At 34.7% G+C, this 13,888-nt stretch carries 12 protein-coding genes and 1 other annotated feature; all 12 genes read left to right on the plus strand.

Translation table 11 applies throughout. The features are described from left to right. Positions 1 to 31 precede the first annotated feature (31 nt). The 12 genes from BLV37_RS09195 to BLV37_RS09250 all read left to right on the plus strand — a co-directional run bounded on the left by BLV37_RS09195 (position 32) and on the right by BLV37_RS09250 (position 13,882). Positions 32 to 274, plus strand: coding sequence for an ATP-binding cassette domain-containing protein (locus BLV37_RS09195; protein WP_091730348.1), 243 nt, complete (start codon positions 32 to 34; stop codon positions 272 to 274). 63 nt (positions 275 to 337) lie between these two features. After that, positions 338 to 1,102, plus strand: a complete 765-nt coding sequence (locus BLV37_RS09200; protein ID WP_091730351.1) for an SDR family NAD(P)-dependent oxidoreductase — start codon at positions 338 to 340, stop codon at positions 1,100 to 1,102. A gap of 427 nt (positions 1,103 to 1,529) precedes the next feature. Beyond that, entirely contained in the window at positions 1,530 to 2,729 is a 1,200-nt protein-coding gene (chrA, locus tag BLV37_RS09205; protein WP_091730353.1) for a chromate efflux transporter, read from the plus strand. A 394-nt stretch (positions 2,730 to 3,123) separates the two neighbouring features. Further along, positions 3,124 to 4,596 (plus strand): protein adenylyltransferase SelO, encoded by a 1,473-nt coding sequence (locus BLV37_RS09210; protein ID WP_091730355.1) that lies wholly within the window; start codon positions 3,124 to 3,126, stop codon positions 4,594 to 4,596. Positions 4,597 to 4,690: 94 nt separating this feature from the next. Continuing rightward, positions 4,691 to 4,963, plus strand: a binding site (T-box leader). Positions 4,964 to 5,163: 200 nt separating this feature from the next. Continuing rightward, positions 5,164 to 5,382, plus strand: a complete 219-nt coding sequence (locus BLV37_RS09215) for a hypothetical protein (RefSeq protein ID WP_091730357.1) — start codon at positions 5,164 to 5,166, stop codon at positions 5,380 to 5,382. A gap of 14 nt (positions 5,383 to 5,396) precedes the next feature. Then, positions 5,397 to 6,389 (plus strand): ketol-acid reductoisomerase, encoded by a 993-nt coding sequence (ilvC, locus tag BLV37_RS09220; protein ID WP_091730360.1) that lies wholly within the window; start codon positions 5,397 to 5,399, stop codon positions 6,387 to 6,389. Between the two features lie 11 nt (positions 6,390 to 6,400). Beyond that, positions 6,401 to 8,056, plus strand: a complete 1,656-nt coding sequence (ilvD, locus tag BLV37_RS09225) for a dihydroxy-acid dehydratase (RefSeq protein WP_091730364.1) — start codon at positions 6,401 to 6,403, stop codon at positions 8,054 to 8,056. A gap of 20 nt (positions 8,057 to 8,076) precedes the next feature. Beyond that, positions 8,077 to 9,723 carry a biosynthetic-type acetolactate synthase large subunit gene (gene ilvB, locus BLV37_RS09230; RefSeq protein ID WP_091730366.1) on the plus strand — a complete coding sequence of 549 codons (1,647 nt, stop codon included), beginning with the start codon at positions 8,077 to 8,079 and terminating at the stop codon, positions 9,721 to 9,723. A 26-nt stretch (positions 9,724 to 9,749) separates the two neighbouring features. Further along, the gene (gene ilvA / locus BLV37_RS09235; RefSeq protein ID WP_091730369.1) at positions 9,750 to 10,964 is read left to right on the plus strand and encodes a threonine ammonia-lyase; all 1,215 of its coding nucleotides are present in this window, start codon (positions 9,750 to 9,752) and stop codon (positions 10,962 to 10,964) included. 116 nt (positions 10,965 to 11,080) lie between these two features. Beyond that, entirely contained in the window at positions 11,081 to 11,743 is a 663-nt protein-coding gene (locus tag BLV37_RS09240) for an FMN-dependent NADH-azoreductase (RefSeq protein WP_091730371.1), read from the plus strand. 136 nt (positions 11,744 to 11,879) lie between these two features. Next, complete coding sequence (gene splB / locus BLV37_RS09245; RefSeq protein WP_091730374.1) at positions 11,880 to 12,890, plus strand: spore photoproduct lyase; 1,011 nt, start codon at positions 11,880 to 11,882, stop codon at positions 12,888 to 12,890. 347 nt (positions 12,891 to 13,237) lie between these two features. Then, positions 13,238 to 13,882, plus strand: a complete 645-nt coding sequence (locus BLV37_RS09250) for a zinc ribbon domain-containing protein (protein ID WP_091730376.1) — start codon at positions 13,238 to 13,240, stop codon at positions 13,880 to 13,882. Positions 13,883 to 13,888 lie beyond the last annotated feature (6 nt).

Below are 13,888 nucleotides of genomic sequence, written 5' to 3' on the forward strand. Positions count from 1 at the left end.
GTGAAGCAATTAATAAAAACAATTATCAACTGTGAGTAATATCACAGTTGTAATGAGACAAGATGCAATATTATTTGAAGATACACTTAGGAATAATATTACAATGTATCAAGATGTTCCTGATGAAAAGGTAATTAGTATATTATCTAAAGTAGGCCTAGATAGCTATGCTAATCATGATAGTTTAGACATGTTAATTCTTGAGGGAGGTACTAATCTTTCGGGAGGAGAAAAAAGAAGGGTTACTCTTGCTAGGTCTTGTTTATATTCATAAAATAGTTTAAAATATATACTACAAAGTACATGTTAATTAATTAACAAATAAGGGGGAGAAAAAATGAAGTTAAAGGATAAAGTTGCTATAGTTACTGGAGCAAGTGCTGGAATGGGTAGAGATATTGCATATCTTTTTGCTAAAGAGGGAGCCACTGTTTATGCAATTGCACGTAGAGTAGAAAGACTTGAGGAATTAGCAAAAAGTGTTGCAGGTTTTGAAGGGAAGGTTATTCCTTTTGGGGCAGATTTAATGAACAAAGAAGAAGCAGAAAAAATTATTGACTTTGCCTATGAAAATTCTGGTAGACTAGACATATTAGTGAATAATGCAGGCATAATGGATGATTTTAGTCCAATCGGAGATGTACAAGATGATATGCTAGAAAAAGTATTTAATTTAAATGTATATGCACCTTTTTATAGTATGAGAAAAGCAATCAAAATATTCTTAGAGGCAGGAGAAGGTAATATAATAAATGTATCATCTATAGGGGGCCTATATGGTGCTAGAGCTGGTGCTGCTTATACTGCTTCAAAACATGCTTTAATAGGATTAACTAAAAACACTGGCTATATGTATGCTAAAAAGAACATTAGATGCAACGCAATTTGCCCTGGTGGTGTAGAGACTGAAATAGGAACTGGAGATTTTATGAAGAATGTAAATCAAGAAGGCATAGGAATTATTATGGCAAATGTAGGCGGGAATCCTAGAAATGGAACAGGAATGGAGATTGCTACTATAGCATTATTCCTAGCTTCAGAGGATTCAAGCTTTGTTAATGGTCAATGTATAGTGGCAGACAGTGGATGGACAGCATTTTAGCTTGTAAATTTAATAGAGAGAGAATTGATAATATTTAAGGGATGGCATATAAGCTATCCCTTAAATTATGTTCTAAAGATTATTATTTAAAACTAATAAATACGGTACAGTTATTTGTTTTTTTGCGTAAATTTAAACACTATATACTTAGGAAATCATTATTGTACACCCAAGATATACAGAGGCTGTAAAACTACTTATAACGTAGGTAGATATATTTTCATGCAAAGATTTCTCTAGTTATGGGTATAAATAATTTATAATATTATACTTAAGCAATTTTAAGGCAAATTAGGTCAAAAACTAGGAGGATATTTATGGCAAACCTAGAATCGTTCAAGGATATTGAATGAGCAAAAGCACAAGTATAATCCAAATGGTAATACTTTATAATATGTTAACTAAAAAGTAAAAGGATGATTTAATTTTGAAAACAGAAAAAAACTTAGGAAATTCAAAAAGGGTACACTGGAGAACCTTTTTAAAAGATGTATTTATTTGTTCTTTGGGTTCTTATGGAGGTCCCGAAGCTCATTATGGTGTTTTTACAGACCAAATGGTTGTAAAGAAAAACTATTTAACAGAAGAAGAACTAGTTGAACTTATCGCTTTAACAGGCATCTTACCTGGTCCAAGTAGTACACAAACAATCGTAGCCATTGGGCATAAAATTGGAGGGCCGCTGCTGGCATTTCTGACTATGCTAGTATGGGCTTTACCGGTACTCATATTAATGACTTTACTTTCATTTTTGAGTCAATTTTTAGGTAGTATTAATATATCCCAGGAGGGACTTCGCTATATTGGTCCAATGGCTGTAGGATTTATTATTGTAGCTGCATATCGCATAGGGCGCAAAGTAGTAACTGACAAGATTACTTTATTGCTATTACTACTAGGAGGCATAACTACTTACTTTATTCGAGAGCCCTGGATATATCCATTAGTTCTTATTTTAGGCGGAGCTGTGAGTATTGCTACTTCAAAAGAGAAGAATCTTTGGAACCGTGTAAAAATAAGTCCTCCTTGGAAATACCTGATTGCATTTGGAATCTTTGCAATAGGAAGCCTCCTTCTTACTCTTATATGGGATAACAGAATTCTCCATCTATTTGAAAGCTTTTACCGCTATGGTTATTTGGTTATTGGTGGTGGACAGGTAGTAGTACCACTTATGTATAGTGAGTTAGTAGAAGTGAATCAGTACATGACCAACCAAGAGTTTTTGACTGGATTTGGACTTGTACAAGGATTACCAGGACCAATGTTTAGCTTTAGCGCATATGCGGGAGGCATGGCGGCTAGAGGAGGGAGTGTTTTAACTCAAGTCTTAGGTGCCCTTGTGGGTGGAATTGGTATATTTTTGCCTGGACTTCTTTTAATTTACTTCATCTATCCAATGTGGGAAAACTTAAAGAAGATAAAAGGAATAAAGGTTTCTCTAAAGGGTATTACTGCTGTTGCCGGTGGACTAATTACAGTTGCTGCAATAATCCTGATGCAAAATAGTGGGTTTGTATTTGATAATATAATCGTCATGCTTCTCACGGTAGCCCTATTGTTAACAAAAAAAATCCCAGCACCAGTTATTGTATTAATTGTTTTAATTATAGGGTTTATTTTGTAATATGCCGAATAATTTATGTAGATGTATTCAAAACCCTTCATAGGAGTATTTAGATGAAAAAATAACAATTTATCTGCCGGAATAGTTTTTAAAAAGGTTCAAACAGCAACCTTTTTTATATCAAGATAGGCTATCTTTAAAAACCACCAAGTCGCTTATGCAGTGGTTCAAGAAAAGCTTTCTTAATTTTTAATTCTATAAAGCATTATAGTAAAAATTAAAAGATATGAGAGTTAAAGAGGGTAAATTTTGAATTATAGGTAAAAGTTCAAGTAAGAGTCATTCTTGCAAGAAAGGGTACAATAATTAATATAAACAGAAAATAAAAATTATAGAGCTGTATTGGTATAGAGGTTTTAAAAAATTTAAAATGATAAAAGGGAATGAGATATAGATGATAGAGAACAAAACAATAAATAAAATTGGATGGAATTTTGATAATAGCTATGCTCGTTTACCAGAAAAATTTTATACTAGGATAAATCCAATCCCTGTGAGCGCACCAAAATTAGCAGTTCTTAATCATTCATTAGCATCATTACTGGGGCTGAATCCACAAAAATTGCAAAGTAACGAGGGTGCAGCAATGCTTGCTGGGAATGAGATTCCTGAAGGAGCTTTTCCTATAGCTCAAGCTTATGCAGGGCACCAGTTTGGTCATTTTACAATATTAGGAGATGGAAGAGCAATACTCATTGGCGAGCAAATAACTCATTATGGTGAAAGATTTGATATTCAACTTAAGGGTCCAGGCAGAACACCCTATTCTAGGGGAGGAGATGGAAGAGCAGCACTAGGACCCATGTTACGTGAATATATCATAAGTGAAGCAATGAATTCATTTGGAATCCCAACTACTCGTAGCTTGGCTGTAGTGGAAACGGGTGAATTGGTCATGCGTGAGACAGCACTACCAGGAGCAATTTTAACACGTGTAGCTGCTAGTCACATACGTGTAGGTACTTTTGAATACATTGCAGAAAGAGGTTCGGTAGAAGAATTAAAGATACTAGCTGATTATACGATAAAACGTCATTATCCAGAAGTTGAAGCTAATTATAATCAATATCTTTCATTACTTCAAGAAGTTATTAAAAGCCAAGCTTCACTTGTTGCACAATGGCAGCTTGTTGGATTTATTCACGGAGTAATGAATACAGACAATATGACTATCAGCGGAGAAACTATCGACTATGGACCTTGTGCATTTATAGATATATATAATCCAGCAACTGTATTTAGTTCCATTGATGTTTATGGTCGTTATGCTTATGATAACCAGCCTGATATGGCTGCTTGGAATTTGGCAAGATTTGCTGAGACTATGCTACCATTGCTGCATCCAAATCAGGAGGAGGCTGTCAAGCTTGCTCAGGATGCGATTTCTAGTTTTTATGAAGTATACCAGTGTAATTGGCTTGCAGGAATGAGAGCAAAACTAGGAATATATAACGAAGAATCAGAGGATGAATCACTTATTGAAAATCTTCTTAATCTCATGCAAAAATATAGCGCTGACTATACAAATACCTTCCGAGCATTAACCTTAAATAAACTATCTGATATGGTTTTGTTTGATACTGAAGAATTTAAGCAATGGTATAAAATATGGCAAGAGAGATTAAACAGGCAACAGGGAGAAAACTCGTCATACCAACTAATGCAAAAAAGTAATCCTGCTGTGATTCCTCGTAATCACAGAGTAGAAGAGGCAATAGATGCAGCAGTGAAGCAAGGTGACTATAGTGTGATGAAGAGACTTCTTGATGTTCTTTCAAATCCTTTTGCCTACAGTCCTGAACAAGAGGGGTACTCTACATTTCCACAGTTATCAGCTCATCCCTATCGAACCTTTTGTGGTACTTGATAAATAAATGTGAAAAAAGAAACAAAAATTATATTGACAAATAACTTGGTAGGTAATATACTTATTAACAAGATTTAAAAAATAATTTAATAAATTAAATGCTATGACGGAGACAAAAATATTCGTTTAATTAACTACAGAGAACCAACGTTTGGTGAGAGTTGGTGTTAATGTGAGTATAATGATCACTCCAGAGCTTCCCAAGTTGAAAGGTCTTCCAAGTAAACAAGGGCGTATACCAGCGATAAATGGTTAGGGTTACAGATAATATTTGTTTTACGAATTTTTTCTCGACCTGATGAGAGGCAATCAGTTATTTGATTGCAATTAAGGTGGTACCACGGGAGTGTAGTCTTTCGTCCTTATAAATATATTTGATATTTGTAAGGATGAAAGACTTTTTTTATTTTTGAAATATCATGCGCAGGATATTTCTTAGTGGAAGTTAAAAATGACACAATGGAATTCCAGACAACTAAAATACTGAACATTCCCAATGTTCAGATATTAGCATTTAAAACAGCTATTGTTTTAAATGCCCATAAAGTCTAAAAGGAGGAGGTTAATATGCAGGTACGTGCTAGATTAAATGAAGGCATAGACAGCTTTCTCAGATTAATAAACTATCTGAGAAGAAAAGAAATTGAAATAAAATCAGTAAATATGAAGTCCTTAGAGGGTTCAATTATTTACTTAAATATGGTTTTTAGTGATGAATATTCAGCAAAGTATATTATAAATAACATATCAAAACTTGAAGATGTAGAAAACATAGAAGTAATTTAAGGAGGGACTTTATTATGGCAAAAATGTATTATGAGGAAAATGGAAATCTTGAGGTTTTTGTTGGGAAGAAAGTTGGGATAATTGGATATGGCAGTCAAGGGCATTCACATGCACTAAATCTAAAGGATAATGGTGTAGAGGTAGTTGTGGGACTTCATGAGGGAAGTAAATCATGGGAAAAAGCTATGAGAGATGGTTTTGAAGTAAAAAAAGTAGAAGAAGTAGCAAAAGAATGTGATGTTCTTATGTTACTATGCCCTGATACAAAGCAAAAGGAAGTATATGATAAATCTGTTAAACCACATTTGAGAGAAGGTCAGGCAATTGCTTTTGCACATGGTTTTAATATTCACTATGGTCAAATAGTGCCTCCAGTCAATGTAGATGTGTTTATGGTAGCACCAAAGGGACCAGGTCATCTTGTAAGAAGAGTATTTGTTGAAGGAAAAGGTGTACCTGCGTTATTCGCTATTCATCAAGATTTTACAGGAAAAGCTAGGGAGTTGGCTCTGGCTTATGCTAAAGGAATCGGATCAACAAGGGCAGGGGTGTTGGAAACTAGTTTTAGGGAAGAGACTGAGACGGATTTGTTTGGAGAACAGGCTGTATTATGTGGTGGTGTTACAGAACTTATAAAAGCTGGCTTTGACACACTTGTGAAAGCAGGCTATCAAAAAGAAGTAGCTTATTTTGAGTGCCTGCATGAAATGAAGCTTATAGTTGATTTGTTTTATGAAGGCGGATTTGAAAATATGAGATACAGCATTAGTGATACAGCAGAATATGGAGATTATGTAGTAGGGAAAAGAATTATAAATGAAGACACCAGAAAAGAAATGGAAGTTGTTTTGGAAGAAATACAAACCGGTAAGTTCGCTAGAGAATGGATATTGGAAAACCAAATAAATAGGCCAGTATTTAATGCTCTAAAGAATAAAGAGTTAGAGCATCCGCTGGTTGAGGTTGGTAAAAAATTGAGAGAAATGATGAGCTGGATTAAAAAGTAAGGAGGTTTATTGTGAGAAGCAACGAGATGAAACATGGTGTAAACAAAGCACCACATAGAGCACTTTTAAAAGCATCAGGTCTTACAGATGATGAAATCAATAGACCTCTGATTGGTATTGTCAACTCCTTCAATGAAATAGTACCTGGGCATATTGAACTTAGGCAAATAGCAGAAGCCGTTAAAAAAGGAATTTTAATTGAAGGGGGAACTCCATTGGAATTTCCAGCTATAGCAGTATGTGATGGAATAGCTATGAATCATGAAGGAATGAAGTATTCTCTAGTAAGCAGAGAAATAATTGCAGATAGTATTGAAATAATGGTAAAGGCACATTGCTTGGATGGAATTGTTCTTATACCGAGCTGTGACAAAGTTGTACCAGGAATGTTGATGGCAGCGGCTAGGGTAAATATACCTGCAATCATAGTAAGTGGTGGTCCAATGCTTGCTGGCAAGTTTAATAGAAAAAAGGCAGATTTGATAACTGTTTTTGAAGGAGTGGGAAAGGTTTTAAGCGGCACATTGAGCAATGAGGAATTAAGTTCTCTAGAAGAATGTGCCTGCCCCACCTGTGGCTCTTGTGCAGGCATGTTCACTGCAAATTCAATGAATTGTATGACAGAGGCAATTGGAATGGCATTATGGGGAAATGCAACTATACCTGCTGTCTATTCTGAAAGAAAGAGATTAGCTAAAAAAACAGGAATGCAGATCATGAAACTTTTTAAAGAAAATGTGCTTCCTAGAGATATTATGAATGAAAAAGCCTTTGAAAACGCACTAACCGTTGACATGGCTCTAGGCTGTTCATCAAACACCATTTTGCATTTAACTGCAATTGCTCATGAAGCAGGCATTATCCTTGATTTGGATAAGATAAATCATATTAGCAATAAGACTCCAAATTTATGCAAGCTTAGCCCTGCAGGAGATCACCATATGGAAGATTTGTACGAAGCCGGAGGAATTCCAGCTGTAATGAAAGAGCTATCAAAGAAGGAATTGCTTGATTTAGATTTAAATACAGTTAGTCTTCAATCTATAGGAGAATGGATATCAAAAGCAGAAAAGATAAATGCTGAAGTAATTGCAGATATTGATAATCCGCACAGCAGCACAGGTGGAATCAAAATCTTAAAAGGAAATCTTGCAGAAGATGGAGCTGTAGTTAAACAGTCCGCGGTAGACAAAGATATGATGCAGGTAACCGCAAAGGCCAGAGTATTTGATTCGGAAGAAGAAGCAGTAGAGGCAATAGCTGGAGGAAAGATTTTCCCTGGGGATACGGTTGTCATTCGTTATGAGGGACCTAAAGGTGGTCCTGGAATGAAAGAGATGCTTACACCAACCTCAATCCTTGCTGGTATGGGATTAGATAAAAGCGTATCTCTTATAACTGATGGACGTTTTTCTGGTGGAACTAGAGGTGCTGCAATAGGACATGTTTCCCCAGAAGCCTCAGAAGCTGGAACAATTGCTTTAGTTCAGAATGGTGACTTAATAAAAATAGATATTATAAATGGTATTCTTCAGCTGATGGTAAATGAAGAGGAACTAATGAGAAGAAGAAGAAATCTGAAACTAAAAGAAAAAAATCTTTCAGGATATTTAAAAAAATATGCAAAGCTGGTTTCTTCTGCATCAACAGGAGCAATATGTGATTAGCTAAATGAGGAGGTGTTATAATGAACGGAGCAAAAGCATTGCTAGAATCTTTAAAAGAATGTGGAGTTGACACCATATTTGGTTATCCGGGAGGAGCTGTAATCCCTCTGTATGATGCTTTATATGGAGATGAACATTTTAAACATATAAGAACAGCACATGAGCAAGGCGCTGTTCACGCAGCTGACGGCTATGCTAGAAGCACAGGAAAAGTAGGAGTTTGCTTTGTAACCTCGGGACCGGGAGCTACTAACACTGTAACAGGTTTGGCAACCGCATATATGGATTCTGTTCCGTTAGTTGTTATATCAGGTCAAGTGGCTACCACATTGTTAGGCAAGGATTCCTTTCAGGAGGTAGATATAGTAGGTATTACATTATCGGTTACAAAACATAATTACCTTGTAAGAGATGTAGAAAAAATTCCTATTATTGTGAAAAAGGCTTTTGAAATAGCTAAGAGCGGAAGACCTGGTCCAGTATTAATAGATATACCAAAGGATATCTTTCTTAAACAGTGCTATTATGAAAAAAATGAAACTGTTAAAGAAAAGTATTCGGAACTAAGCTTTAAGAATAGTGATATAGATAATATAGCTCAGTTAATAAATGAATCTAGAAGACCGATTATTTATGCTGGCGGAGGTGTAAAGACCTCCCATGCTGAAAATGAACTTTTAGAATTAGCAGAAAAAGCTGATATTCCAGTTGTTAATACTCTTATGTCTCTAGGCACAACTCCAAGGAATCATGAATTGTCCCTAGGCCTAGTTGGAATGCACGGCTTTAAGGAGAGCAACCTGGCAGTTGTAAACTGTGACTTACTTTTGGCCATAGGTGCAAGGTTTAGTGACAGGGTAATAGGGGATGCAGCTAAGTTTGCTTCAAAAGCTAAGATAGTTCATTTAGATATTGACTCCAGTGAAATTCATAAAAATGTTAATGCAGATTTGGCAGTAATCGGAGATATTAAGAACATGCTGAAAGCTATTACCGAAAGTATAAATGTGAAAGATAATGGTGATTGGAAAAAAAAGATTGCTAGTTGGAAAAGAGAAATAAACAATGAAGACGACTTTAACCCTAAGAATATATTGGAAAGCCTTTATGAGAAAATAGGGAAAGAAGCTTTCGTAGCTACAGATGTGGGTCAACATCAAATGTGGACTGCGCAATATTGGAGGTTCAATGAAACTAATAGGTTTATTACTTCTGGGGGTCTTGGAACAATGGGATTTGGTCTTGGTGCTGCAATTGGCGCAAAGGTTGGAAATACTGACAAACCCGTTCTACTGGTTACAGGTGACGGAAGTTTTAGGATGAATAGTAACGAGCTGTTTACAGTGGCGAAATACAATGTTCCTTTGATTATATTATTAATGAATAATTCGGCTCTGGGAATGGTCAGACAGTGGCAGAGGATGTTTTGTGAAGGAAGGTATTCAGAAACTGATGTTGATGATTGTTTTGATTATGTAAGACTAGTAAATGCATATGGAATAGAAGGCCACAGCGTAAATTCACTTGAAGGACTAAATAATGTACTGAGTAAGGTTGAATTCGGCAAAAAACCGGTTTTCATTGAATGTAAAATTTTAAAGGATGAAAGCGTGTATCCAATAGTTCCACCTGGGCAGCCGATTGACACAATATTACTTGAAGGATAGAAAGCAGAAGATGGAGGTTGTATTTAATGAATTTAAAAGCATTAACCTTGAACGATATATTGGAAGCTAAGGAAAGAATCAGAGATATATGTGTAAACACAAAGCTGATATATAGTTCTGATTTTAGTAAGGAATGTGGAAATGAGGTCTATATAAAGCCAGAAAACCTTCAGATTACAGGAGCCTTTAAACTTAGAGGAGCATTAAATAAGATAAGCAAATTAACAGAGGAACAGAGAAAAAGAGGGCTTATTGCTTCGTCTGCTGGAAATCATGCTCAAGGAGTTGCATATTCAGCAAATAGACTTGGAATTAAAGCAACTATAGTTATGCCTAAAACAACACCATTGATAAAAGTCCAGGCCACAAGGGAATACGGATCAAATGTGATTTTGAAAGGAGAATATTATGATGAAGCTTATTTAGAGGCAAAAAGACTGGAAAAAGAAAAAGGTTATATATTCATCCATCCTTTTGATGATATTGAAATAATGGCTGGACAAGGCACAATAGCCCTGGAAATACTTGAAGAACTTAAGGATGCAGATGCTATTTTAGTCCCAATTGGCGGGGGTGGATTAATAAGCGGAATTGCTGTTGCGGCCAAGTCTGTTAATCCGAACATAAAGGTAATAGGAGTTGAACCTGAAGGAGCAAAGGCTATGAAAATATCTATTGGTGAAGACAAGTTAGTTAATCTACCTGCTGTTGATACCATAGCAGATGGGGGTGCAGTTAAAAAACCTGGTCATATAGCCTTTGATATAATAAGGGAATATGTAGACGAAATTATAACAGTGGATGACTTTGAACTTATGGAAGCAGTATTTATTTTGTTGGAGAAGCATAAGCTTGTTGTTGAGGCAACTGGAGCACTGACTATAGCGGCTTTAAAGAATTTAAAATTTAAGGGTAAAAAGGTGGTATCTTTAGTAAGTGGTGGGAATATAGATGTCGTTACTATGGCATCCATGTTAAATCGTGGACTTCTTTTAAGAGGAAGGATTTTCTGTTTTTCAGTAAAACTGAAGGATACTCCTGGGCAACTCTTAAAAATATCAGAAATACTGGCAAGACTCGGTGCAAATGTTATTAGACTGGAGCATGATCAATTCAAGGCTATAGATAGATTAAAGCATGCTGTGCTGGAAATAACCGTAGAAACAAATGGTCGTGAACACATAGATGAAATAACCCAAGAATTGAATAGGGAAGGTTATAATGTTGATAAAGTTTACTAGAAAAACCAAGGAGGCGTTTTGTTTGCTATAATAAAACGTCTCCTTGGTTTTTCTTAGCAAACAAATACATAAAAAGATTATTCAAGGCAAAAATAAGTTTACGAGGAGGTGACAGCTTGAAAAAATTATTATATATTACAGTAAATTCAAAGCCTGAAGAGTTGTCTACGAGTAAAACTGTGGGAAGAAAATTTGTAAATAGCTTTTTAATTCATAATCCGGATTATGAGCTTATAGAATTAGACCTTTATAATGAATATATACCAGAAATGAATTATAAGTATTTTACAGGAAGAGCAGAACTTGTAGCAGGTTTAGACTATGAAGCTTTATCTGAAGAAGATAAAAAAGCTGTTGACAGGATGAACGAGCTAAGTGAACAATTTTTAATGGCAGACACTTATGTTATTGCCGCACCTATGTGGAGCTTGTCCTTTCCAGCAAAGCTTAAGAGCTACTTAGATTGTATTATACTAAACAATAAATTAATTAAGGTATCTCCTAAAAAAGTAGAAGGGCTATTAAATGATAAGGATAGGAGCATGGTTTATATCCAATCCTCTGGCGGAGACTATCCACCAATATTTCTTAGCAGGATTATTCCTGGAGTAGAATATTGTAGGGAAATATTTAAATTCCTAGGAGTTAAAAAATTTGAGAAGCTCTTAGTTGAAGGTGTGGATATGCCTAAAATAGGGAGAGAAATAGCAATAGAGAAAGCATACGATGAAATAGATTCTATAATAAAAAAAATTTCAAAGAAACCATTGCTAGTATAGTATAAGCCTACGAAGACCTAGAGTATGATACAATCATGCCCTAGGTCTTTAATATGTTCAGCAGAACAGAAATTACCAAATTTTAATCATATACCTACTGAATATAAAGGACACAATATTATTTGAGGTGAATAAAATGAACTTGTTTGTGCCTAACATTGCGTATATTGATCCTAAGAGCTTGGAATATGAAGTTGGTAGAGCTGCTAAAGAAAATTTAATTAAACTAAATGTACCTATAGTACAATCAAGAAAAGTTTCAATTGAGGGTAAGACACCGACTGAAAATTATGCGAAAGCAAAAAAAACAATTTATCTAACAGTAAGTAGAGAAAAAAAGCTGAGACCTTGTAGCCCATCAGCAGATTATCAGTTTGCATTATCTAGTTCATGCCCAGGGCATTGTGAATACTGCTATTTACAAACAACACAGGGAGAAAAACCTTTTATGAGAGTATTTGTAAACATAGATGAAATACTCAAGGTAATTCAGGAGCATATAGATATTAATCTACCTAATATTACAACCTTTGAATGTGGAAGCATTACAGATCCAGTTGCTCTTGAGCATTTAACAGGAAACCTTAAAAGATGCATAGAATTCTTTGGGGAGAGTGAAAAAGGGAGACTTAGAGTAATAACTAAGTTTGATAATGTAGATTCTTTTTTAGATTTAAATCATAATAATCATACAAAATTCAGATTTAGTATTAATACTAAATATATTATAGATAAATTTGAACACAATACATCATCTTTTAATGAAAGAATAGAAGCAGCAAGAAAGATAGCAAACGCTGGCTATCCTATAGGATTTATTATTGCTCCCATTATGATATATGATAACTGGAAAGTTGACTATAAAGAACTACTAGACAGGCTAAAATATCAACTAGGTGATTACAAAAGAGAAATTACATTTGAATTAATACAGCATAGATTTACTGCTACTGCTAAAGAATTGATACTTACTAGGTTTCCTAAAACAAAACTAGATCTTGATGAAGAAGCTAGACAACTGAAATGGGGACCTTATGGAAAGTTCAAATATGTTTATCCAAAAGAAAAAAGCAATGAAATCAAAGGATATATTATAGGAATTATCAAAGAAAATTTTAATAATGCCTTAATTGAATATTTCACATAATAGCTGGTTTTTACTTTTCATATTATATTTATCAATACCAACCTTCGATCTAAAAATATGGGCAATACAGAAAAGCATTATATTATATTTCTGAAGAGCCTCTAAATATGCCATTTGTACACCTCACCCTTTTCGGGTGAGGTGTACTTTTGCCCAAAATCATCCATTATGATGATTACACAATCTACTATTTAATCTATATTAAATTATAAGATAAGAATTAAAACCAGTTTAAGAGTTAGAGCATTTATAAGAGAAAGTTAAAAATTTTGTTTCTGGACTAGAGCTATAAAAAACTGGGGTTATAAGAGCTTTAATCTAGCTAACTAATTATTAGGAGGGGGAAAATGGCTAAATATTGTTATCGTTGTGGTACACCAACAGAAAAAAATAAGTATTGTATTACCTGTGGTACTGATACATCACCACCAAGAGATGTTTATTTCACAGAGGAAGAATGTGGGCGTTGTGATGCTAATCTACCAAGATGGTCTAATTTTTGTCCTAATTGCGGCTTTAAGTTTGGAAGATATGATCCAACTACTAAAGAAAATAAAGGCAAACATAATAAAGGCATTATAAAAGGGTCACTGTTTTTTACAGTTGTGGCAATTGCTGTTGCCATTATTCTTTCTATTGTTGAAGAATCTATTCAGCTTAAGTATTCCTTAATTGGTGCAGCTATTTTTTCTGCTTTAATTTGGCTACTTGTTATAGTTAGGTGGGAAAGAGGAGAATTCATAGATGGGACTGTAGTAAAGCATTATTCAGAGGAAAGAACTAAAAGGGAAAAAGATGGAGACAAGAAAAACTTAATGGGTAAACAGCTTTATATTGAAATACCTTATACCCTATATTGTACTGTAATAAAATATGATGATGGAACAGAAGATGTAAAAACTCTCGAGAATACTGCTGCAGATCATATTCAATTAAAAATTGGAGAAAGAATTAGGTACTTTAAGGCAACTAGAACTTATTTAAAACTGTAGATAGGT

This window comes from Proteiniborus ethanoligenes, from assembly GCF_900107485.1.
Taxonomy (GTDB): domain Bacteria; phylum Bacillota; class Clostridia; order Tissierellales; family Proteiniboraceae; genus Proteiniborus; species Proteiniborus ethanoligenes.

What these genes read in the sequence shown, in the direction of transcription:
- BLV37_RS09250 (WP_091730376.1), top strand. Translation starts at nt 13,238, where the DNA reads ATGGCTAAATATTGTTATCGTTGTGGTACACCAACAGAAAAAAATAAG.
- ilvC (WP_091730360.1), top strand. Translation starts at nt 5,397, where the DNA reads ATGGCAAAAATGTATTATGAGGAAAATGGAAATCTTGAGGTTTTTGTT.
- splB (WP_091730374.1), top strand. Translation starts at nt 11,880, where the DNA reads ATGAACTTGTTTGTGCCTAACATTGCGTATATTGATCCTAAGAGCTTG.
- BLV37_RS09200 (WP_091730351.1), top strand. Translation starts at nt 338, where the DNA reads ATGAAGTTAAAGGATAAAGTTGCTATAGTTACTGGAGCAAGTGCTGGA.
- ilvB (WP_091730366.1), top strand. Translation starts at nt 8,077, where the DNA reads ATGAACGGAGCAAAAGCATTGCTAGAATCTTTAAAAGAATGTGGAGTT.
- ilvA (WP_091730369.1), top strand. Translation starts at nt 9,750, where the DNA reads ATGAATTTAAAAGCATTAACCTTGAACGATATATTGGAAGCTAAGGAA.
- BLV37_RS09210 (WP_091730355.1), top strand. Translation starts at nt 3,124, where the DNA reads ATGATAGAGAACAAAACAATAAATAAAATTGGATGGAATTTTGATAAT.
- BLV37_RS09215 (WP_091730357.1), top strand. Translation starts at nt 5,164, where the DNA reads ATGCAGGTACGTGCTAGATTAAATGAAGGCATAGACAGCTTTCTCAGA.